The organism is Mycobacterium gastri (genome assembly GCF_002102175.1).
Lineage (GTDB): Bacteria > Actinomycetota > Actinomycetes > Mycobacteriales > Mycobacteriaceae > Mycobacterium > Mycobacterium gastri.
Map to the genome: position 1 here is coordinate 43023 of NZ_LQOX01000096.1, position 19381 is coordinate 62403.

The window sequence follows — 19381 nt, forward strand, 5'->3', positions numbered from 1 at the left end:
GCCTATGCGGTAACCAGGCTGTTCCTTGCGAGCGGCGTTCCGAAGTAACCGACTCCGGGATCGACGACGACGGTCTTGGCTTGGCCTTGCCGCGCCAGGACATCACGGGCCATCTGCTCGAACGAGATCTTCTCGGGCCCGCCGACATTGTCGATGCCACCCAACGGTTTGCCTTCCACCACCCGCGCCACCTCGGTCGCGAGGTCGGCGGCGGCGATGGGCTGGATCAGCGCGTCCGGCACGCGCACTTCGTCGCCGACCGTCATCGACGCCGTGATGGCGTCGGTGAACTCCGCGAACTGGGTAGCGCGCACGATCGAGTACGGCAGCTGCGATTCTTCGATGAGCTTCTCCTGGGCGGCCTTCGCGCGCAGGTACCCGCCGTCGGGCAGCTGATCGCACCCGACGATCGACACCGCGACGTAGTGCCCGACGCCGACGGCCCTCGCAGCGGCCATCAGGTTGGCAGTCGACTTGGTGCAGAACGCCATCACCGGATCGTCGTCGAAGGAGGGTGAGTTCGACACGTCGACAACGACGTCGACCCCGCTCAGAGCGTCGGCGAGGCCTGCCCCGGTCAGCGTGTTGACGCCGGTGCTGGGCGACGCCGCCAACACCTGGTGGCCGTGTTCCCGCAGCTTCTCGACCACTTTCGACCCCGGTATGCCCGTACCACCGATCACCACGGCCTGCATGGCTTCCCCCTTTCCCAAAGATGCCGCGCGGTCTAGATGACGTGCGCGCGGGCCAGTGCGAACAGCAGCGCGACCCAGCCCGCGGACGTCGCCAGCGCGGCGATCGCCAGTCCCCGGCCTTCGTCGGGATTCTTGATCTGAACCAATGCGGTGATGGCGCAAACGACGCTCAACACCAGCGCCCCCACTACGCTGAACGCGAACGCCGCCGACGCATAGACGTTGGTGGCATGCTCCGGCGCGGCGCCGGCAACGGACAGTGGGCGGGTGGTGGTCATATCGGCTCTATCCCTTCATCGCTGCCTATCAACGGCGACGAGCATCCGAGCCGGCGCTTGGAAGATTCTCAACGGATTCTTGGAGCCGGGTCCGGAACCGCACTCTGGTGCCATGGCGGGGCGCCAGCATGATGGAGCGCCGCACGATGCGCTCGGGCCGGGCGTCGACGGCACTGAACTCGCCTTCGCGCAACAGTACATGCAACACTGTGACCAGCTCTCGCATCGAAAAGGCCGCGCCCAGACAACGTTTCACGCCCCCACCGAACGGCACCCAGGCGTAGGTTTGCGGGTGCACTCCGAGGAATCGGTCGGGCCGGAATTCGTTGGGATGGTCATAGACATCGGGATCGCGGTTGATGGCGATGATGTGGACGACGACGCGGGTCCCGGCGTCCACAAGGTAGGCGCCGATACGAAATGGTTGGGCGGCAACGCGTGCCGTGACGGGTGCGGGCGGCCGTACCCGCAACGTCTCGTTGATCACCGCCGTGGTGAAAGCCTCCGCGCCGCTGACGGCTTCCTCCTGCACTCGCCGCAGCGCATCGGGATGGTGCAGCAAGAGGTCGAATGCCCAGGCCAGCGTGGTCGCGGTGGTCTCGTGGCCGGCCAGCATCAAAGTGATCAGATCGTCGCGAATCTCATTGTCGGACAACCGTTCACCGTCGTCGCCACGCGCGCAGATGAGCAAGGCCAGGACATCGCGTTGCTCGGTCAAGCCCGGGTCGTTGCGCCGTCGGGCGATCAGCGGCATGACGACGTCGTCGATCTCCCGATAAGCCCGGGTGCGCGACGGCCACACGCGCAACGTGCCCAAGCGCCGAAGTGCGTAGCGAACCGTCAATTGCTCCGAGACACCGAGGTTCAGCAGACGCCCGAACGGCCGGCCCAGTCGCCGTACCTCGGCGGGATCCTCCACGCCGAAAACCACCTTGACGATCACGTCCAGCATCAGCGCCCGCGCCGCCGGCAGCAGCGCGAACGCACGGTCGACGGGCCAACCACGCATCGCCGCGCGGGCGGAGTCTTCGATTATCGGCACGTAGCCATTGAGGGCGGCCCCGTGTAAGGGGGGTGTCAGGAGTTTGCGGCGCCGCAGATGCTCCGGCTCCTCCTGCACGAACATCGACCCGGATCCGTAGATCGCCGCCGCGGGGCCCACGCCCTCGCCGCCGAGCAGGACGTCGGTTGGAGCGGTGAACACCTCCTTCACCAGCGCCGGGTCGGACACGATCGCTACGTCGCCCAAGGTGAGGATCGGCATCGTCATAATCGGGCCGTAGCGCCGGATCAGCCGCAGCATCCGGCGTTCCCCACCCACCAGGTAGGCAACTGCATACGCCGCCGCGAAAGCCGTACGAAACCGGCGTGGAGCCGGCAGGCCCGGTGGCCGGTGTATCACCTCCGGTGAGCCGGCGAAATCTGGCTCCGAGTCAGGCGAATCAGCAGCCACGCCCACGACACAACACCGCGCCGCCGGCTAGGTCAAGACCGGCCAGCCGCGCCGGTCACACACAGTCGGCGCACACCGGAAGTTCGCCGGCCGAACTGCGCAACCGGCTGCGGTGCTGCACCAGGAAACAACGCGAGCAAGTGAATTCGTCGGCGCGCTGGGGAATCACCGTTACCGACAGTTCTTCGCCGGAAAGATCCGCACCCGGCAGTTCGAAGAATAGCGCCTCGTTCGGATCGTCGTCGGCGACGGCCGTGGACAATTTGGGCAAGGCTGGTGTCAGGTCGCGCAGAACCGCACCGTCCGCGGTCTCGGCGTCGGGCACGCGGCGTGCATCGTAATCGCTAGCGGTCGGCATGGTGCGTTCCTTCCTGCGCAGTGACCGGGTTACACCTGTTGTGGTCACCCCGTGGCAGAGTCAATACCCCGTTCGGATACCGGCCACACCTGTCAACAGAAAGAAATTGCCGACGTTTCCAAGGCGCGTCGATCGATGTCACCCCTCCAAGGAGGCCGACTCAGCGGGCCGGGATTTCCATCCCGTGCCAGCCGTTGGGCATGGTTTCGGGCGCCCCGGATCCGGACGCAGGAATTCGGCTGCGTGAAACCGCCAGCCCGAACCAGGGCGACATGACGGCCGCCACCAGGATCACCGCGGCCACCACCTCATGCCCGGTTGCCAGCAGCACCAGGCCGGCGACAAGGCCAACTGCCCAGACACCCGCGGCCACCAAACCGGAGACGTTGGCGCCGCGCTCGCCGGCCGCTGGCCGCGTCGTGCGGTGAGAACAAACGGCGCTACTTCCGGCGTCAAGCATGCTCACTCCCCAGCCCTATCGGTGTGGTCCATACCATAGCCTATGGCAACTATTTTCACGTCGTCCAATCTGTAACCGCTCTGCCGGATACCTGTGAGGTCACTGCCAATGGCTACCCAGCCCAACCCGAGTGGCCGGCCACGTGCCGGGGTATCACTGGTCGGTGAGTGATACCGCGTTGCTGGTCATCGACATGTTCAACGACTACCGCCATCCCGACGCCGAACAGCTGGCGGCCAACGTCGCGGCCATCATCGATCCGCTGGTCGGGCTGGTCGGCGACGCTGAACGCAACCGCGGCGTCGACCTGATCTATGCCAACGACAACCACGGCGACTTCACCGCCGACCATCGTGCCATCATTTCGGCCGCGCTGGACGGCGAGCGTCCTGACCTGGTCAAGCCGCTGGTGCCGAAGGCCGGCTGCCGGATCATCACCAAGGTGCGCCACAGCGTGTTCTATGCCACCGCGCTGGAGTACCTGCTGGACCGGCTGAAGACCCGGCGCATCGTGCTTGCCGGTCAAGTCACCGAGCAGTGCATCCTCTATAGCGCGCTCGACGGCTATCTGCGTCACTACGACGTCGTCGTCCCGCCCGATGCCGTCGCGCACATCGACGAGGAGCTCGGAGCCGCCGCGCTGAAGATGATGGAACGCAATATGAGCGCGACCTTGCGACCCGCGGCGCGCTGCCTGCGTTGAACGTGCGTTTGCGATCGGCCCAACCGGGGAATATGGGCGCTCTAGCGATTCCCGAGAGGTAGCCAGATGACACGACGTCAGTCCGAGAAGGCCGAGTCCGATGTGGAGTTCGACCCGCATGTCGCCAAGTCGCGAGCCGGTCGCGACGACGAAGGAAGCTACGTCGGACGCGGTTCCGCCGACGACGACTTCGGCAGCGGGGAAACCGGCGCGGAGGCGCGCAGTCAAGAGCACTGAACCGTCGGCGCTAGAGACGCGGCGTCGACTTTCTCATCAGCCACATCAGTCATCACCGGTTGTGGTGTCTCGTCCTGCCCGGCTCACTCGGTATTTCATGGTGACCACGAATGCTGCTGGTCAACGATGGCCTGTTGCGCAGCCTTGGCTGCCTGCGCATACCTTGGCTCTGTTTTCGGCACGCCGATACCGCGCCTTCGCTCAAACCCCTTGTGATGACCGGCATTGCGGAATGTCTCAGGTGCTCACCGAGTGAGCTGACATGCCGCCGTGTCGAGTGTGCAATGACGGCTTTGAGAGTGTACGGAAGGCGGGAACATCCACCGATCGGCCCGCCCTGACGGCACAGTCGGCGTCGCCAGCGCATACTCGACGCCGTCAGTCGCCGATCCAACCGCACCAGCACGCGATTTCCATCTCGCCACACCGGTGCGCAACCCTGCGACGACGTCGGTGCGGCGTCGGACCTGGTTGTCGCTAATAGGTGGGCACATTGAGCACCACCTAGGCCTGGGGCCCATGTGACGGATGTGATTGCCGGGCCCAGGACCCCGCTGACCGCGGCGACTAGATCAGCACCGTTTTCGAGGCCCGATCCAGGTCCACCAGCAGCGCCCGATGATCCGAGATCGGCATCAGCTCGGCCGCCACCGCGCCGGCGCGAAGACCGGCATCGTCGGTCAGGATGTGGTCGAGTTGCCGGTCGGGTGCGGCCGCCGGAAATGTCGCGGCCGTTGCCAACGGCCGCATCCGCGACCATCGGCGCACCGCGGCCGGAGTCAGGTTGAGGTCCCCGGTCAGCAGCCGCGGTCCAGGGAAGCCGCGCACGTCGTGAACCAGGCGGCGCAGCTGCCAGCGGTTCCAGCCGGGCACGAAAGACAAGTGGGGTGTTGGCCACCGTGATCGGCCCCAACGGCGTATGCAGGCGCGCGATGACGGCCGCCCGCGGCTCCTCGTCGACGATCATCACCCTGTCCGGCCCTGGCAGGTACATCGGGATGCGCGCCGGAATGCGGGGCAACCGCACCACCTGCCAGCTGGCAGCCGGGAAGCGCGACAGCAGCGCGATGCCGTAGGCCGCGGTCCCGGGTTGTTCATCGCCGGAGGCGGCCATCCACGTCGCGCCGGGCGTGCCCGAGATCGCGGCCACAAACCGATGCGCCACCGCGCCCATGGCTTCGGCGGCCGCCGCGGTGAGGTCGGCCCGGCCCGACCGCGGCTGGTCGCAGTCCACTTCCTGCAACGCCAGCACGTCGGGGTCGAGACGGCGCACGCAGTCGCACAACCGCTGCACCGCCACCCCGTCGCCCACCGTGCGGCCGTGCAGGATGTTGAAGGTCGCCACCCGCATGGCTACCGGTCGGCTAACGGCATGGCCGCGGCTCGGGAGCCTCTGCCCGGCGCCGCGGCCCGCAATGGTGTTGCCCGGCCAGGCGCCCGAGCTCGGCCAGGTCCCGCTCGGCGTGGCTTTGTCGGATGTAGATGGTCAGGTCGGCTACACGCTGTGCATGGCGACCGTCCTCACACAGCGGTCCGGGCCCCAGGGCGCGGCCGGTCCGGGTGATGGCCTCGTCAACGGCATGTTCCACGACGGCGCGGGCGCGACGGGCCAGCAATTGCGGGGTGCCGGACCGATCGAACGGATCGCTGTCGATCCGCTCCGCGGCGCTGGCCAGCACCGCTTCTCCAGCGGCGAGCGCGGCGTCGACCGCGCCGAGATGCGCCAGCGCGTAGGCGTCGGCCGACTGGCTTCCGGCGCAGCGGTACAGCGGGTCGGCGACCCGGCGGGCGCCGCCTAGCCAGCACGCCGCCACCCCGATCGCGGCGTGCCAGAAGCCGGGCCGGTTCGGGTAGGCGTCGGGTTCCCCCACCGCCATCGCGTGGACGTCGCTGAACTGCACGGATCTGGTGTCGCTGCCGGCCATGCCGGGGTTCCACCAGGTGCTCGGCAAGGGTTTGACGACGGGGTCGGTGACGGTTACCGCGAACAGGCCCCGTTTGCCGTCGTCAAGGGCGGCGGTAACCAGCGCGTGCGTGCAGAACCCGGCGCCCGAACACCACACCTTGATGCCGTTGAGGACATACTCGTCGCCGGCGATGCAGCTGGCCCGCAGCACCGCGTCGGCGGATTCGGCCACCCACACGCCCCACAGCTGGCCTGCTTGCGGCGGCTTGCCGCCCAACTCGTTGAGGATGGCGCCGGCGTCCACATGGGCTTCGGCGATGCGGGCCGCCGCGATGTCCTCCTCGGCCAGCTGCGCCAGGCGTTGCCAGCGTTCGGCGGTGCGCCCCGAGGCCGGCAACGGCAACTCCAGCCGCCCCGACTCCAGCCAGTGCTCCACCAGCCCCGCCGTCACGCGCGCACCCGCCCGTCGCGAACGAAAGTCACCACCGCGGCCCGTGCGTAGCAACTCGGCGCCGTGGGTGACATATGTTGCTGATACCCGATTTCGGCGGCCGATTAAACGGCTGCCCGATAGTCCCCGACAGTCACGGTCGCCCGGGTTGGCGATGACACCGTCAGGGTATGCACTACCCACGATGACTGAGCCCAATAGGCCGCCCACTAGGACGACCACCACAGCTGAGTGCAGATGCGGCGGGCAGTACCCGGGACTACGGGAATCGTTACGCCACGCCGCGTCAGCCCTCAAGGAACACGGGCCGCGCTTCGCGTTGGCCGGCAGCTACGCGTTGTGGGCCTACGGCGCCCCCGAACCCAGCCACGACGTCGACATCGTGGTCGCCGAGGCCGACGCGGGTGCCGCGGCTGCCACGCTCGCCGACGCCGGGTTCTGCATCGAACGCCCACCGGAAGACTGGCTACTCAAGGCGCGCAGCGGTGAGTGGGTTGTCGACGTGCTGCACCGGGTCAACGGTGAGCCGGTGCGGCCGACCGACCTCGACGACGCCGAAGAGCGTGTGGTGCTTGCCATTTCGATGCCGGTATTGCCGCCCACGACGGTCTTCACCCAGAAGTTGCGCGCCCTGACCGAGCATCGCTGCAACTTCGCCGACCTGATCCCGGTCGCCCGTGCGGTGCGCGAACGGCTGGACTGGGACCACATCGAGAAGGCCACCGACGACAACGATTTCGCGGCCGCATTCCTGATGCTGGCCGGCCGGATCGGCTTACGCGGCTGAGAGCGTCAGGTCTGCCCGCCGCCACCAGCGCCCAGCGTCCGCTGCATGTCCGGCTTCATCGCCGCCAGCTGGGCTCCCCAGTAGCCCCAACTGTGCACGCCGTTGGTGTCGATGTTGAACACCGCGTTGTGGCCCCCGGCTGCGGTGTAGGCGTCTTTGAACGCGACGTTGCTTTGTAACACAACCTGTTCGATGACCTGCCCCGGGATACTGCCCTGGCCGATTTCCGAAGGTGTGCCGTTGCCGCTGTAGACCCACAGCCGGGTGTTGTTGGCTGCCAGTCGTCCGGCCTGCACGGTGGGGTCGTTGCGTTGCCAGCCGGGCCCTCCCGTCGGTCCCCACATATCTTGCGGATTGAACCCGCCTTCGTCGTTCATGGCCATACCGATCAGGGTCGGGCCGTTTCCGCTGGACGGCGTCATATAGGCCGACAGCGAGGCGGCATAGGCGAACTGCTGCGGGTGGTAGGCCGCCAAGATCATCGCCGACGACCCGGACATGGAGACGCCGACCACCGCATTGCGGGTCGACCGCACGCCCCTGCTCGCCAGGTAACCGGGCAGCTCGCTGGTCAAGAAGGTTTCCCACTTGTAGGTCTGGCCGTTGGCCGATCCGTACCAGTCGGAGTAGAAGCTGGACCGCCCGCCCACCGGCGCCACCACCGAAATGCCTGAACCGGCGTACTCGTCGAAGGCGTTGGTCTCGATGTCCCACCCGCTGCGGTCGTCGCGGGCGCGCAGACCGTCGAGGAGATAGACCGCCGGGGCTCCGCCGGATTGGAACTCCACGGTGATGTTGTGGCCTATGCCCGCCGATGGCACCTGCAGAAATTCGGGTGCGGCCGCCCGCGCCGGCGGTTCCCCACCGACCACACCGACCAGCCACGGCAACGCGGCGGCGGTGATTCCGACGACACCTAATCGACGCTTCCAACGGTTGTTATTCGTGCCCATCCCCGGCTCCTTTCATCGGAGGGTATTGGTGTTCGCTCGCTCAGGTGCCGGGACAAGCCGCGCCCTACCGACCAAACCGGGTTGCGGGTACCCCGCGCCGCACCGCTTCAACCGCCGGAAATGACGACGGCCGGGCCGATCCGAGGCGCCGAAAAATTCGCGGTTTGGGGACGCGCCGCGGCGGGCACCTCCTGCGGCATGAATGCCTCTGCCATTGTTCCTGTTGCTCGTCTCCTCGGTCCCGCGGTAGCCGCCGCATGGGGCCTTAGCGCTGCTGTCCTGCCGGCTACCGCCATCCCTGCCGCCTCCGCCCAGCCATGCCCCGACGTCGACGTCGTGTTCGCCCGCGGTACCGGCGAACCGCCCGGTACCGGTCCTACCGGACAGGCATTCGTCGACGGCCTGCGCTCCCGCCTGGGCACACGCTCGATGGGCGTCTATGCGGTCAACTACCCCGCCAGCGATCAGTGGGACACCGGCGTCGACGGCATCCGCGACGCCGGCGCGCACGTCGTGTCCACCGCCAATGCCTGCCCCAACACCAAAATGGTGCTCGGCGGTTACTCCCAGGGCGCGGCCGTGATGGGCTTCGTCACATCCCCGGCGGTGCCGGACGGGGTCGACCCGGCGACCGTGCCCAAACCGCTGGCACCCGAGGTCGCCAACCACGTCGCCGCCGTCGTGCTGTTCGGACCACCCAACATTCGGGCCATGAACTTCCTCGGTGAGCCGCCGGTCACCATCGGCGCGGCATACCAAGGCAAGACCATCAAGGTCTGCGCCCCCGAAGACCCGGTGTGCTCCGACGGGATGAACTTCGCCGCCCACAACACCTACGCCGATGACGGCGGCATGATCGCCAAGGGCGTCGACTTCGCCGCCAGCCGCCTGGGCGCAGGGCCCGGCGGACCCATGACGGTCGCGTCACCAGGCGGCGGCTTCGGCAACTGAGGCAACTGACTCCCGCCGTTGTGGTCCACCCGGGTGAGGCGGCGGGTGCCCCGAATCGCCGTACCGCACCCGCCGCCTCACACCGCCTTCCCGGATGACGAGATAATCTGGCGCACAAGCCACTTCACGTCATCGTGGATCAGCCGGCGGGCCAGTTCCGCCAGCATCCGCGGATGCCACGCGGCGCCGGCCAGCTGGTTGAAGTGGTCGAGCGCCACGTCCACCCGGGCCAGCGCGGTGCATCCGGGAACCGCCCGGGCCGACGGGTTCGGGTAGCAAGGTGGTGACTCGTACCCCGGTCTGGCCCAACTCGTGTTGCAGCGTCTGGGCGAAGTCTCTGAGAAAGGCCGCGCTGGCGCGGTACAGCGCCACCTGGTGATCGGAGCGGTCCGAGGAGTACGGTTCGGCTGCGGCCGGCGACACGGTCAAGATAATGCCGCCGCGGCCATGCATGACCATCTCCTCGGCCAGCAGCCGAGCCAGCCGCATAGTCTGACCGATGCCTGCCACCATCTCGTTGAGCACGCTCTCCAGGCTGTCGTCCAGGTCGTAGCCGTCGACCGGTGAGTTCAGCGCGGCCGCCACCACGGGCTGCCGGGCGGCCAGCACGCGCCGATACAACACATACGGCCGCTCGGCGAGCCGCGCGTCGACTTGGATCGGCTGAACGTTGGCACCCAGCCCGCTCAGAGCGGCCGCCGCGGTGTGGATCTCGTCGCAGGAGTCGGAGACGATCAGGTCGTATCCGCGCCGGGCGAATTGTTTGGCAAAGGCGAAGCCGACGCCGCCGCCGCCGCTGGCACCGGTAACCAAGGCCAACCCGGCGGGCGAGGAGTCGGGGCGCTGTTGCGGCCTTTCGGCGCGGCCGCGCGCTCACTATCTGCAACCGGGCGGATGGGCCTGACCCTGTCATCGGTAGTCATCAGTCGATTCCACGGACCCGGTCGCTCACCTGCAGCTCGGCGGCAAGGCTTTCCAGGGCGCGCCGAGCCTCATGGTGCCGGGAGCCGGCTGCGGCGCTGTCGGCGATGACGAGTTCGGCCGCCGGATTTTTGGGCAGGGAGCGCGTCGCGGTGACGTCGAAGAACACGATCGAGACCCCGAGCAGGCCGTTCTGCGCGTCGATCAGCGGGTTGACGTGGATCTCGAACCACACCGTGTCGGCGCCGGGCCGCTGCCACTTGACGTCCTGAATCCGCGCCGAACGCCGCTCCACCTTGGCCTGTTCCAGGTAGGCCCGCAGCTCGACGGGCCGGTACGACACTTCCAGGTCGCGCAGCAGCCGCCCAATGTCGCGGGCCGAAAGGCCGAAGGCGTTCTCGGCCTGCAGGTTGATCATGGCCACGGTGTCCTCGCCGGTGACCACTATCTGGGCCACCGGACTGGCGCGAAAAGCCAAGTCCCGCAACGTAGTCAGGCCAGTCGAGTCGTCATGCCGGTCGTAGAACGCTGCCGCCGGGTGATAGCGGTTGACGCCGTCGTGCGGCCCTGGTGCTCACCGAGTGGCCGCAGTTTCGCGATCTGGACTGGCATTCCATTGCCCGGGAGGCGCCCGTCGCCGTCGTCCTGGACACCAGGAACCTGCTGGATCCGGCCGGAATCCGCGCCGCCGGACTGACGTACCTGGGGAACGGCGTACCGCGCGGATTCTGAACCAAATGTTTGGCTGCGATTTCACTGCGTAGCACCTCGGCTGGGGAATGCCGGCGTTCGGGACCGGCAAGCATGGAGGACAGGTCGCCCCGGCCCGGTCGCCGCCGACGAACTGCCGGCACTGCTGCGATCGGCGGACGTGGTCGCGTGCACGCCCCGGCAGGCGCCGCCTTGCAGGCCATGGCCAGCGGCGTCGCCGTGGTGGCGGTGTCCACCGGTGCCCTGGCCGACACGGTGGTGCACTCGGTCACCGGGTTACTGGTGCCGCCCGACAACCTCAGGGAATTGGCGGTCGCATTGAAAACTCTTCAAGGACAACGCTTTCAGTGTGCGGGCATGGGGGCGGCGGGGCGGTTGCACGCAGAGCGCGGTTCAGCTGGGAGCGCATCACCCTCGACGCGCTGCACATCTATCGCCAGGTGGGCTCGCCGGTCGAACCGCGACACGTGGCAAACACCCGATAGTCGCCCGGATCAACTACCATCATTGTCAACCATGACAAGTGTTACCGAGGACACACGGTGTCGTGCGCGTCCGCAGCTGCGCGACGCGGTCAACCCTGACGGAAAGGGTCGCCCGGAGCGACAGGATGACCCGGCCGCCGTGCTGCTCGCGCACTTCCATACGGCCGACCCGGTCGCCGCCCAGAGATTTTTCACCAACGCCTATCACCCGAGCTGGCGGATCAGGGAGTTCGCCAAGGGATCGACCGTCACCCACCGTCGGTTCGCGGCCGAACACCTCACCGTCGACGACGTGGCGATCCGGGGCCGAGTGGACTGCGAAGTCCGCACGGCCGACGGCTTTGTGGTGATCCAGCCGCGCTCGGGCTCGTTGATCGCGGTCGGCGATGGCGCTCCGAGCCTGGACACTCCGCTGCTGGCCGTCGACGGATTTCCGCGCGTGTTGCGGCTGAACAGCGTTCGGTTCACCGTTGCCAGCATCGACGCCGACCTGCTCCGACAAGTCGCCGCGGGGTCCCACACGCCGATGCCGCAGCAGGTCGAATTCCTCAGTTCCCGGCCACGTACCCCGGCGGCGGCGCACACGTGGCGCGACGCGTTCGACTACGTGACCACCAGCTTCGCCTCGGCCGACGCCGCCCGGCGCCCACTGGTGGTCGCCGCGGTGTCCCGGCTGCTGGCCGCTGCGCTGCTCGAGTGCTTTCCGTCCAACGTCACCACGGGGCAGTCGTCGCCCAACGACCAATCGGTACCCAAGGCCCTGCAAACCGCCATGTCGTTCATTCATCGCCACGCCGCGATGAACATCGGGGTCACCGACGTCGCGGCCGTGGTCCATCTGACGCCGCGGGCGGTGCAGTACCTGTTCCGGCAGCAGCTCGACACCACTCCCACCGAGTACCTCCGCCGGGTCCGGCTGCATCGAGCCCATCAAGATCTGCTCTCCGGCGACCGCTCGGTCACCACGGTCAGCGAAATCGCGCAGCGCTGGGGCTTCGCCCACACCGGCCGGTTCGCCGTGCTGTATCGCCAGACCTACGGCGAAAGTCCGCACACCGCGCTCAAGCGCACCGCCGCCGGGTAGCCGGTTCAAGCCGTTTTGGCCAACGGCTGAGCCCGAGACGTGCTCTGGCCCTTGGCGATTCGTTGCACCAGAGTTCGGGTGGCGGTTTCCAGGATGTGCTGCGCGGCAGCGGGCCGGCGGGCGCGCCGCGCGCGGCGGACCGCCGCGGCAATCGTCATGCCTTGCCGGTAGCCGGTGACCACTCGGGGATCGACGTAGGAGCCGCGCGCCACCGCCGCGGTGTTGCCCAGCTCGTCGGCGACCTCGCGCATCACGGCGGCCTCGACCCGCTTGGCCACGCGTTGCGACATCGGCGGGTCCGCGTCGGCGAACGCCGCGGTCGCCAGCACGGTGCCATGCCAGGTTCGTAAGTCCTTGACGCTGCAGTCGTTGCCGACCAACTCATTGAAGTGCGCATTGAGGTCGTCGGCACGAATGTCTGCCCATCCGGAGCCATTGCGGCACAACAGGAGTCGCTCCGCGGACGAGTTTCGGCGAGTCAGCGAGCGCACCGCGCGGACCACATCGGGATCGTCGATCTCCAGGGTGCGCCGGACCCCGCTCTTGGCGGGGTAGTCCGAAGGCCACCGCGTCGCGGCGCACCGTCACGTGCTCGCAGCGCAGGGTGGCGATGCCGTAGGAGTCGTTGTCGTCCGCATACTGTTCGCCGCCGGCGCGGAAGTAGCCCAGATCGAGTGGGTGCAGGGCCAGTGCCAGCACCCGCTGGCGGGTGAGACGACGGCCGCCGAGGTCCGCCGCGCTCCGGCGCCGCAGTGCCGGCAGCTGTTTGGACAGCGCCAGCACGCGGTCGAACTTCTCCTCGGCACGCTCCTGCTGCCAGGCCTGGCGGTAAAGGTACTGACGACGTCCGGCCGCGTCGGTGCCGACCTCCTGAATGTGCCCGTTGGGATACGGCGAGATCCACACCTGCTGCCGCGCCGGCGGGATCACCAGGTCCTTGATTCGCTGCAGGGTCTGGCCGTCGGTCAGCAACTTGCCGTCCGGGCCGTAGTAGGCGAGCCCTTACCCCGCCGTTTACGGGTGTGCTCGGCACGCTGCGACGCAGCCGCATCGGCGCTCCTCTCATGTCCCAAGAGGAATTACCCGCCGCGGCAGCGGCTCACACCGAGCGTCGGCCGGTCAGTAGTCCGGCAGGCGCACGTCGCGGGTGCGCAGCAACAGCGGAACCAGCACCCAGAAAACCGCGAACAGCGCCAGAGCGCACGCCCCGGCGACGATGCCCGCGACCGGCCCGGCCACCGCGTCGAAGATGATGGTCGTCACCCCGGTCAGGGCCAGACCGAGCAGCACCAAACCGGCGTAAGCACACCGGTGCGCCGCCGACACCACCACCACCAGCCGGTGCCGCCGGAACAGCAGCCGGTGCATGCCGACCGGGGCGATCAACAGCACCGTCGCGCCCACCGAACATCCCACTGTGGCTAGATACACCCAATGCAGGGTCAAGGTGTCGAAGCGCTGCTGGAACGGCAGCGTCAGCAGGAACCCGGTGAGCAGCTGCACCCCGGTCTGGACCACCCGCAGCTCCTGCAGCAGGCTGTTCCAATTGCGGTCGAGCCGTTGGAGTTCGGTCTCCCCGCGGCTGCGGTGATCCCACTGCTGGTCCCGTTCCGGATGGTCGACATCCATGCCGGTGATCATCGCATTTGCCCAGAGCCGGTGAGGATTTTCCACCGTGGACGAACACCCACCCGTGACGGCAACCGGAGCAGCCGTGACACGAGCACACTGGTGTGACCCGTTGTGTTAAGGAACAGCAAAATTCTCAGAACCAACGACGAGTTCTTAGACGATCGTTATCTCGACCATGACGAAAACTTGATGTGTCAGCGATTCAGCTTGCCGTCCCGCACACCGGTCAATGCCTCGTCCAGCGTCGGGTACAGCGGGAAGGTCTTGTCCAGACCGGTCAGGTGAATCGGCCGTCTGGTCGCCGGGCCACGCGCGACCACCCCGAACTCGGCCGCGCCGCCGAGTTTCTCGTAGGTCGCCGCGAGGATCTTGAGCCCCACCGAGCCGAGGAACTCCACCCCGGAAAGATCGATGATCAAAGCCGTGGGGTTGTCGGCGACCACGCCGCCGATGGCTTCTTCGAGGGCCGGAGCGGTGACCAGGTCGATTTCGCCACCGATACTGAGCACGGCGACCCCGTCGTGGTCGGTGACCTCGGCGGTGATCGAATCAGGAGCTGACAATGGCGGTCCTTTGTCCAAAGCCGTGGGGGTACTGCAAGCCTAACCCGCCTCCCGAACTTGCGAGAAGAATAAGACCTCGACGCGTTGCGCGGCGCGCCCCAGGCTAGTCTCCCCATATGAGCTGCGCCCTTCGGGGCGCGACAAGGGCACTTGGGGGCACTTGGGGAGGCCAGATGTCAGACTTGCCGATCGAGTTCGCCACTACTTCGAATACTGCGAATACTTCGAATACTTCGAACACCACCGCCGTCCCGCAGACGGTCTCCAGCGATGGTTTGCTGCCGCAGCTGGTCCAGCATCTGCGGCAGAACCGGACCGGGTTGCGCGAGGAGTGGGCGCGCCGGATCACCGCGGCCGAGCTGCTCACCGCGATGACGCCCGAGGAGATCTTCTCCGAGGCCACCGCCGTCTACGACAACTACGTCGAGGTGCTCGAGACCGGCAGCGTGGAAGCGCTGCAGGATTATGCTCGCGACCTGTCGGAACGCATCATTCCCCGGGGCGTGGAGACCGACGAGGTCGTCGGCATCGTGCTGCTGCTGCGCGACGTGCTGGCCCGGTCGCTGTTCGAGAAGTACCAGACCGACTTCGAGATGCTCAACCAAGTGCTCGACGCCTACGAGCCGGCGGCCAACCGGATCGCCAACACCGTGGCGGTCAGCTTCGTGCAGGAACGCGAGCGCATCATCCGCCAGCAGCAGGAGGCCATCCGGGAGCTGTCGACGCCGGTGCTGCAGGTGCGCGAGCAGCTGCTGATTCTGCCGATCATCGGCGTGCTCGACAGCCAGCGCGCCCGCCAGGTCACCGAGCAGCTGCTGCGCGCCATCCGGGCCAACCGCGCCAAGGTCGTGGTCATCGACATCACCGGTGTGCCGACCATCGATTCGACGGTGGCCAACCACCTGGTGCAAACGGTGGACGCCTCCGGCTTGATGGGCGCCAGCGTGATCATCACCGGCCTGTCCTCCGAAATCGCTTTGACCCTGGTCACAATCGGGCTGGACCTGTCGAAAATGAACGCCGTCGGCGACCTGCAGGGCGGCATCGAGGAAGCCGAGCGGTTGCTGGGCTACGAAGTCACCCGTACTGGCGACTAGACCGGGTAGGCACTCATCAACAGGCAGCCCGTGCCAGTACCGATTCTCAAACTGGGGCCGATTCTCATCGCGACGGTGCGCTCCGCGCTCACCGACTCCGAGACCGATCTCTTCCGGCAGCGTCTGATGGACCGCGTCACCGAATTCCGCGCCCAGGGCATCATCGTCGACGTCACCGCCGTGGAGGTGCTGGATTCGTTTGCCGCGCGGTCCCTGCAGACGATCGCACGGATGATCCGGCTGCGGGGCGCCGAGACGGTGATCGTGGGCCTGCGGCCGGAGGTGGCCTTCGCGATGGTGCAGCTGGGGCTGGCCTTCGACGATATGCACACCGCCCTCGACTTAGAGGAAGGCCTGGCGCTGCTGAACCGCAAGCTGGGCCTGGAAAAGCCGATGATCGGGCCCGACGGTGAGGGATGACGGCGGTGACGGATGACATCGTCGTCGAGGTGGACCACCCCGACGACATCGTCGCTGCCCGCCACGCCGGGCACCAGCTCGCCAGCGAGCTGGGCTTCTCGCTGACCGACGTCACCATGATCGCCACCGCGATCTCCGAAATCGCCCGCAACATCACCAGCTACGCCGGCCGGGGCGAGGTCCGGGTCGCGGTGGCCGACCGCGAGGGCCGCAAGGCGCTGGTGGTGCGCGCCGAAGACGACGGGCCGGGCATCGCCGATGTCGATCGCGCGATGGAGGACGGCTACTCCACCGGCCGCGGGCTGGGCATGGGCTTGCCGGGCGCGCGGCGCATGATGGACCGGCTGATCGTGGAGTCGGCGGTGGGCCGCGGAACGACCGTCGAAATGTGGAAATGGGTTCCGCCCCGTGCGCGATAACGGCCGGTTCGGGCCGATCGAGTGGGCGGTCGCGGGCCGGCCGCGGCCGGGCGAGCACACGTGCGGCGACCTGCCGATCGCGGTCCAGATCGGCGGCGACGCCGCGCTCTTCGGTGTCCTGGACGGACTCGGACACGGCCCGGAGGCCGCCCGTGCCGCACACATCGCGGTCGACGTGCTCAACGACGCCCGCGACGAGCGTCTCGAGGTGCTGATCCAGCTCTGCCACCGCATGCTGTCCGGCACCCGGGGGGTCGCGATGACCCTGGCCAGGATCGACTTCCCCACCGGCGGGCTGTGCTGGACGGGAGTGGGAAACGTGGCCGCCAACCTGGTCACCAAGGCGATCAGCGGTGTCCGGATGAGTTGCGGCGTGCGGCTGACCGCCGGCATCGTCGGCTACCGGGTACCGGAGGTCACTCCGGCCAAGGTGGTGCCGATCCGCGCCGGTGACCTACTGGTCATCGCCAGCGACGGCATCGCCGACGATCACCTGGACCACATCGACTTCGCCGCTTCCGCCACTGCCATCGCCGAGCAGATACTGATCAAGCACGCCAAGGACACTGACGACGCGATGGTGCTCGCCGCGCGTCATCGGGGCATCTCGACATGACCTACACCGACGACTTCCGCGCCCGCTATTTCGCCGCGCTGCGCACCTACCTGGACAAGCGCGACGAGGACAGCCTGGCTGTCGGCCATGAGCTGGGACGCCGGGCCCTGCTGGAACGCGTCAGCATGCTCGACATCATCGAGAACCACTTCCGGTTCCTCGACGAGCTCTCCGGAGACGCTGCGTCGGGCCGGCCGATCGCGCTGGAGTTCCTGCTGCAGACCCTGGCCGCCCTCGACATCGCCACCCGCGGATTCCTGGACGGCACCAGGCGTTACGAGCAACAGCGGGCCCGGGCCGAGGATCTCGCCCACCGCGACACCTTCCGCAACGCGCTGGTGAACTCGTTGCAGGAAGGATTCTTCGTCGCCGACCACGACGGCGCCGTGATCGAGATGAACAGCGCGTTCGCCGAGATCACCGGCTATCCCCCGGAAGGCTTGCCGTACCGCTGGCCGCATCCGTGGCTGCTCGACAAGAAAAGCGCGGCCCAGCAACAGCAGCGGGTTCGGCGGGACGGGTTTGCCGAGTACGAGACGCCGATCCGGCACCGCGACGGCCATCTGGTCTGGGTGACGGTGAGTATCAACGCCGTTCGCGGCGCGGTCGCGGACCGGGACGTGTACGTGGGCACGGTTCGCGACATCACCGCCGAACGAGCTTTTGCCGCCAGGGAAAGCGCGGTGCTGCGGCTGGCCACATCGGTCGGTGTGGCCAAGAGCATGGCCGAGGTGCTGTCCATCACGCTCGACGAATGCCGGACAGCGGTCGACGTGCAACGCGTGGTTGCGGTCATGTGGCCGCCCGGCGACGGTGAGCCGACCGTCCAGGTCGCCGGGGAACCGTCCGAAAAGTCTTGGCGCAGGATGGATCCGCTGCTGCGCCAGACGTTTGAGGAGGCACGTCACCAACTGCCGCTGACGGCCAGGACGATCGAGTGGCCGGACTCTCCGGGCAAGGCAAGGGGACTGGTCGCGGTGCTGTCGGGCGCCGCCGACGTCGCGTTGTGGCTGGAGCTGCGGGTGCCGCGCTGGGTGACCGCCGAGGATCGGCTGCTGGTCACGGTGCTCATCGGTCACCTGAGCCTGGCCATCGGCCATGTCCGGCAATTCGAGAGCGCGCGTGAGACATCGCTGACCCTGCAGCGTGCCATGTTGCCACCGATAACGCCGCCGCCGGGCTTCGCCGTCCGCTATGAACCCGCGGTGCCGCCCTTGGAGATCGGCGGCGACTGGTACGACGTGCTGGCCCTCGACGACCACCGCATCGGCATTGTCGTCGGCGACTGCGTGGGCCGCGGGTTGCCGGCCGCCGCGATCATGGGGCAGCTGCGCAGCTCGGCACGCGCACTGTTACTCACCGGCGCGCAACCCGCGCTGTTGCTCGAACAGCTCGACGCGGCCGCGTCGCTCATTCCGGATGCCTACTGCACCACGGTGTTTCTGGCGATCCTGGACACCAAATCCGGGATCCTCGACTACAGCAACGCCGGGCACATGCCCGCGGTGCTTGCCGAGCCCGGCCGCGGGACCACGTTGCTGACCGATGCCCGGTCGGTGCCGCTGGCCGTCCGGCGAACGCAGCCGCGCCCGGAGGCCTCCCAGGATTTGCTGCCCGGCTCGACGCTGATGCTGTTCACCGACGGCCTGGTCGAGCGCAAGTACGAGTCGATCGACGAAGGACTGGGACGTGTCGCCGACGTTTTGGCGGCGTCGATGATGTTGCCGATCGATGCCGTTGCCGATGCCGTACTGGGCGGGTTGGCGCCGGCGGCGGGATACGACGACGATGTCGCGATGGTGGCCTACCGGCACCCACACGGGCCGCTTCGCATCGAAACCAGCGCCACCCCAGATCAATTGGCCGGCATCCGGCACCAGCTGGCGTGGTGGCTGCGCGCCGCCGACGTCTCCGACCAACGAGCCGGCGACATCGTGCTCGTGATCAGCGAGGCGTGTACCAATTGCATCGAGCACGCATACCGCGGGCATCCCGTCGGGACCATGCTGGTCGACGTGAGAGCCGTCGACGAAGCAGTCCATGCGCGGGTCGTGGACTCCGGGTCGTGGAAGACGCCGGCGGCCGATCCGGGCAACGGCGGGCGCGGCCTGACGCTGATCAAGGCCATCAGCGACGCCGTGGAGATCGACAACAGCCCGGGCGGGACCGCCATCGAGTTGACTTTTCGGCTGTCTCGTTAG

The 19381-nt window shown here is 67.7% G+C and carries 21 protein-coding genes and 4 pseudogenes; 12 read left to right on the top strand and 13 right to left on the bottom strand.

Going from position 1 to position 19381, the window contains the following annotated elements:
- Positions 1–2: 2 nt before the first annotated feature.
- From AWC07_RS09865 to AWC07_RS09885, 5 genes are all read right to left on the bottom strand, one after another.
- Positions 3–695: an SDR family oxidoreductase gene (locus AWC07_RS09865; RefSeq protein WP_036410828.1), complete on the bottom strand. Its 693-nt coding sequence runs from the start codon at positions 693–695 to the stop codon at positions 3–5.
- A gap of 32 nt (positions 696–727) precedes the next feature.
- A complete protein-coding gene (locus AWC07_RS09870; protein ID WP_036410829.1) occupies positions 728–973 on the bottom strand; it encodes a hypothetical protein in 246 nt (81 codons plus the stop codon).
- A gap of 28 nt (positions 974–1001) precedes the next feature.
- On the bottom strand, positions 1002–2426 hold the full coding sequence (locus AWC07_RS09875) for a cytochrome P450 (RefSeq protein WP_244187546.1): 1425 nt from the start codon (positions 2424–2426) through the stop codon (positions 1002–1004).
- A gap of 55 nt (positions 2427–2481) precedes the next feature.
- On the bottom strand, positions 2482–2784 hold the full coding sequence (locus AWC07_RS09880) for a DUF4193 domain-containing protein (RefSeq protein WP_036410830.1): 303 nt from the start codon (positions 2782–2784) through the stop codon (positions 2482–2484).
- 160 nt (positions 2785–2944) lie between these two features.
- Positions 2945–3244, bottom strand: a complete 300-nt coding sequence (locus AWC07_RS09885) for a hypothetical protein (protein WP_244187547.1) — start codon at positions 3242–3244, stop codon at positions 2945–2947.
- Positions 3245–3407: 163 nt separating this feature from the next.
- Here AWC07_RS09885 and AWC07_RS09890 point away from each other — a divergent pair, with 163 nt between their 5' ends.
- A complete protein-coding gene (locus AWC07_RS09890) occupies positions 3408–3947 on the top strand; it encodes a cysteine hydrolase family protein (RefSeq protein WP_036410836.1) in 540 nt (179 codons plus the stop codon).
- Between the two features lie 66 nt (positions 3948–4013).
- On the top strand, positions 4014–4184 hold the full coding sequence (locus tag AWC07_RS27540) for a hypothetical protein (protein WP_167380050.1): 171 nt from the start codon (positions 4014–4016) through the stop codon (positions 4182–4184).
- Positions 4185–4751: 567 nt separating this feature from the next.
- On the opposite strand, the pseudogene AWC07_RS09895 reads toward AWC07_RS27540, so the two are convergent.
- A pseudogene (locus AWC07_RS09895) lies at positions 4752–5535 on the bottom strand (endonuclease/exonuclease/phosphatase family protein).
- 13 nt (positions 5536–5548) lie between these two features.
- The gene (locus AWC07_RS09900) at positions 5549–6541 is read right to left on the bottom strand and encodes an acyl-CoA dehydrogenase family protein (protein WP_051507852.1); all 993 of its coding nucleotides are present in this window, start codon (positions 6539–6541) and stop codon (positions 5549–5551) included.
- 184 nt (positions 6542–6725) lie between these two features.
- Here AWC07_RS09900 and AWC07_RS09905 point away from each other — a divergent pair, with 184 nt between their 5' ends.
- Entirely contained in the window at positions 6726–7328 is a 603-nt protein-coding gene (locus AWC07_RS09905; RefSeq protein ID WP_084293386.1) for a nucleotidyltransferase family protein, read from the top strand.
- Between the two features lie 5 nt (positions 7329–7333).
- Here AWC07_RS09905 and AWC07_RS09910 read toward each other — a convergent pair whose 3' ends face one another.
- Entirely contained in the window at positions 7334–8281 is a 948-nt protein-coding gene (locus AWC07_RS09910) for an esterase family protein (RefSeq protein WP_036410831.1), read from the bottom strand.
- A gap of 198 nt (positions 8282–8479) precedes the next feature.
- Between AWC07_RS09910 and AWC07_RS09915 the strand changes: the two genes are divergently transcribed.
- Positions 8480–9232, top strand: coding sequence for a cutinase family protein (locus AWC07_RS09915; RefSeq protein ID WP_036410839.1), 753 nt, complete (start codon positions 8480–8482; stop codon positions 9230–9232).
- Between the two features lie 129 nt (positions 9233–9361).
- Here the strand turns inward: AWC07_RS09915 and AWC07_RS09920 are convergent, their stop codons facing one another.
- Together AWC07_RS09920 and AWC07_RS09925 are read right to left on the bottom strand one after the other, a co-directional pair.
- Positions 9362–10051, bottom strand: a complete 690-nt coding sequence (locus tag AWC07_RS09920; RefSeq protein ID WP_084293387.1) for an SDR family NAD(P)-dependent oxidoreductase — start codon at positions 10049–10051, stop codon at positions 9362–9364.
- A 238-nt stretch (positions 10052–10289) separates the two neighbouring features.
- Positions 10290–10700 (bottom strand): annotated as a pseudogene (locus AWC07_RS09925) (PAS domain S-box protein); the annotation flags it as partial.
- 23 nt (positions 10701–10723) lie between these two features.
- Here AWC07_RS09925 and AWC07_RS26805 point away from each other — a divergent pair.
- The 3 genes and pseudogenes from AWC07_RS26805 (at position 10724) to AWC07_RS09930 (ending at position 12433) form a co-directional block, all read left to right on the top strand.
- Entirely contained in the window at positions 10724–10885 is a 162-nt protein-coding gene (locus tag AWC07_RS26805; protein ID WP_167380051.1) for a hypothetical protein, read from the top strand.
- A 180-nt stretch (positions 10886–11065) separates the two neighbouring features.
- Positions 11066–11134 (top strand): annotated as a pseudogene (locus AWC07_RS28660) (hypothetical protein); the annotation flags it as partial.
- A 246-nt stretch (positions 11135–11380) separates the two neighbouring features.
- Positions 11381–12433 (top strand): helix-turn-helix transcriptional regulator, encoded by a 1053-nt coding sequence (locus tag AWC07_RS09930; RefSeq protein ID WP_084293388.1) that lies wholly within the window; start codon positions 11381–11383, stop codon positions 12431–12433.
- A 5-nt stretch (positions 12434–12438) separates the two neighbouring features.
- Here AWC07_RS09930 and AWC07_RS09935 read toward each other — a convergent pair.
- From AWC07_RS09935 to AWC07_RS09945, 3 genes and pseudogenes are all read right to left on the bottom strand, one after another.
- Positions 12439–13484: pseudogene (locus tag AWC07_RS09935) on the bottom strand (DNA topoisomerase IB).
- A gap of 68 nt (positions 13485–13552) precedes the next feature.
- Entirely contained in the window at positions 13553–14062 is a 510-nt protein-coding gene (locus AWC07_RS09940; RefSeq protein WP_036410844.1) for a DUF6328 family protein, read from the bottom strand.
- 197 nt (positions 14063–14259) lie between these two features.
- A complete protein-coding gene (locus AWC07_RS09945) occupies positions 14260–14628 on the bottom strand; it encodes an STAS domain-containing protein (RefSeq protein ID WP_036405928.1) in 369 nt (122 codons plus the stop codon).
- A gap of 173 nt (positions 14629–14801) precedes the next feature.
- Here AWC07_RS09945 and AWC07_RS09950 point away from each other — a divergent pair, with 173 nt between their 5' ends.
- From AWC07_RS09950 to AWC07_RS09970, 5 genes are read left to right on the top strand one after another with little or no spacing between them, the layout of a single operon-like run.
- A complete protein-coding gene (locus AWC07_RS09950; RefSeq protein ID WP_036410833.1) occupies positions 14802–15725 on the top strand; it encodes an STAS domain-containing protein in 924 nt (307 codons plus the stop codon).
- A 30-nt stretch (positions 15726–15755) separates the two neighbouring features.
- Positions 15756–16145 carry an STAS domain-containing protein gene (locus tag AWC07_RS09955; protein WP_036412591.1) on the top strand — a complete coding sequence of 130 codons (390 nt, stop codon included), beginning with the start codon at positions 15756–15758 and terminating at the stop codon, positions 16143–16145.
- A 5-nt stretch (positions 16146–16150) separates the two neighbouring features.
- On the top strand, positions 16151–16564 hold the full coding sequence (locus AWC07_RS09960; protein ID WP_139829628.1) for an anti-sigma regulatory factor: 414 nt from the start codon (positions 16151–16153) through the stop codon (positions 16562–16564).
- Positions 16554–17180, top strand: coding sequence for a SpoIIE family protein phosphatase (locus AWC07_RS09965; RefSeq protein ID WP_036412594.1), 627 nt, complete (start codon positions 16554–16556; stop codon positions 17178–17180). The genes AWC07_RS09960 and AWC07_RS09965 overlap by 11 nt, the downstream gene beginning before the upstream one ends.
- On the top strand, positions 17177–19381 hold the full coding sequence (locus AWC07_RS09970; protein ID WP_036412595.1) for a SpoIIE family protein phosphatase: 2205 nt from the start codon (positions 17177–17179) through the stop codon (positions 19379–19381). Before AWC07_RS09965 ends, AWC07_RS09970 begins: the two co-directional genes overlap by 4 nt.

Coding starts and splice junctions, on each gene's coding strand:
- AWC07_RS09915 (WP_036410839.1), top strand. CDS start 8,480: ATGAATGCCTCTGCCATTGTTCCTGTTGCTCGTCTCCTCGGTCCCGCG.
- AWC07_RS09970 (WP_036412595.1), top strand. CDS start 17,177: ATGACCTACACCGACGACTTCCGCGCCCGCTATTTCGCCGCGCTGCGC.
- AWC07_RS09905 (WP_084293386.1), top strand. CDS start 6,726: ATGACTGAGCCCAATAGGCCGCCCACTAGGACGACCACCACAGCTGAG.
- AWC07_RS09950 (WP_036410833.1), top strand. CDS start 14,802: ATGTCAGACTTGCCGATCGAGTTCGCCACTACTTCGAATACTGCGAAT.
- AWC07_RS09930 (WP_084293388.1), top strand. CDS start 11,381: ATGACAAGTGTTACCGAGGACACACGGTGTCGTGCGCGTCCGCAGCTG.
- AWC07_RS09885 (WP_244187547.1), bottom strand. CDS start 3,244: ATGCTTGACGCCGGAAGTAGCGCCGTTTGTTCTCACCGCACGACGCGG.
- AWC07_RS09940 (WP_036410844.1), bottom strand. CDS start 14,062: ATGGATGTCGACCATCCGGAACGGGACCAGCAGTGGGATCACCGCAGC.
- AWC07_RS09865 (WP_036410828.1), bottom strand. CDS start 695: ATGCAGGCCGTGGTGATCGGTGGTACGGGCATACCGGGGTCGAAAGTG.
- AWC07_RS09880 (WP_036410830.1), bottom strand. CDS start 2,784: ATGCCGACCGCTAGCGATTACGATGCACGCCGCGTGCCCGACGCCGAG.
- AWC07_RS09910 (WP_036410831.1), bottom strand. CDS start 8,281: ATGGGCACGAATAACAACCGTTGGAAGCGTCGATTAGGTGTCGTCGGA.
- AWC07_RS27540 (WP_167380050.1), top strand. CDS start 4,014: ATGACACGACGTCAGTCCGAGAAGGCCGAGTCCGATGTGGAGTTCGAC.
- AWC07_RS09870 (WP_036410829.1), bottom strand. CDS start 973: ATGACCACCACCCGCCCACTGTCCGTTGCCGGCGCCGCGCCGGAGCAT.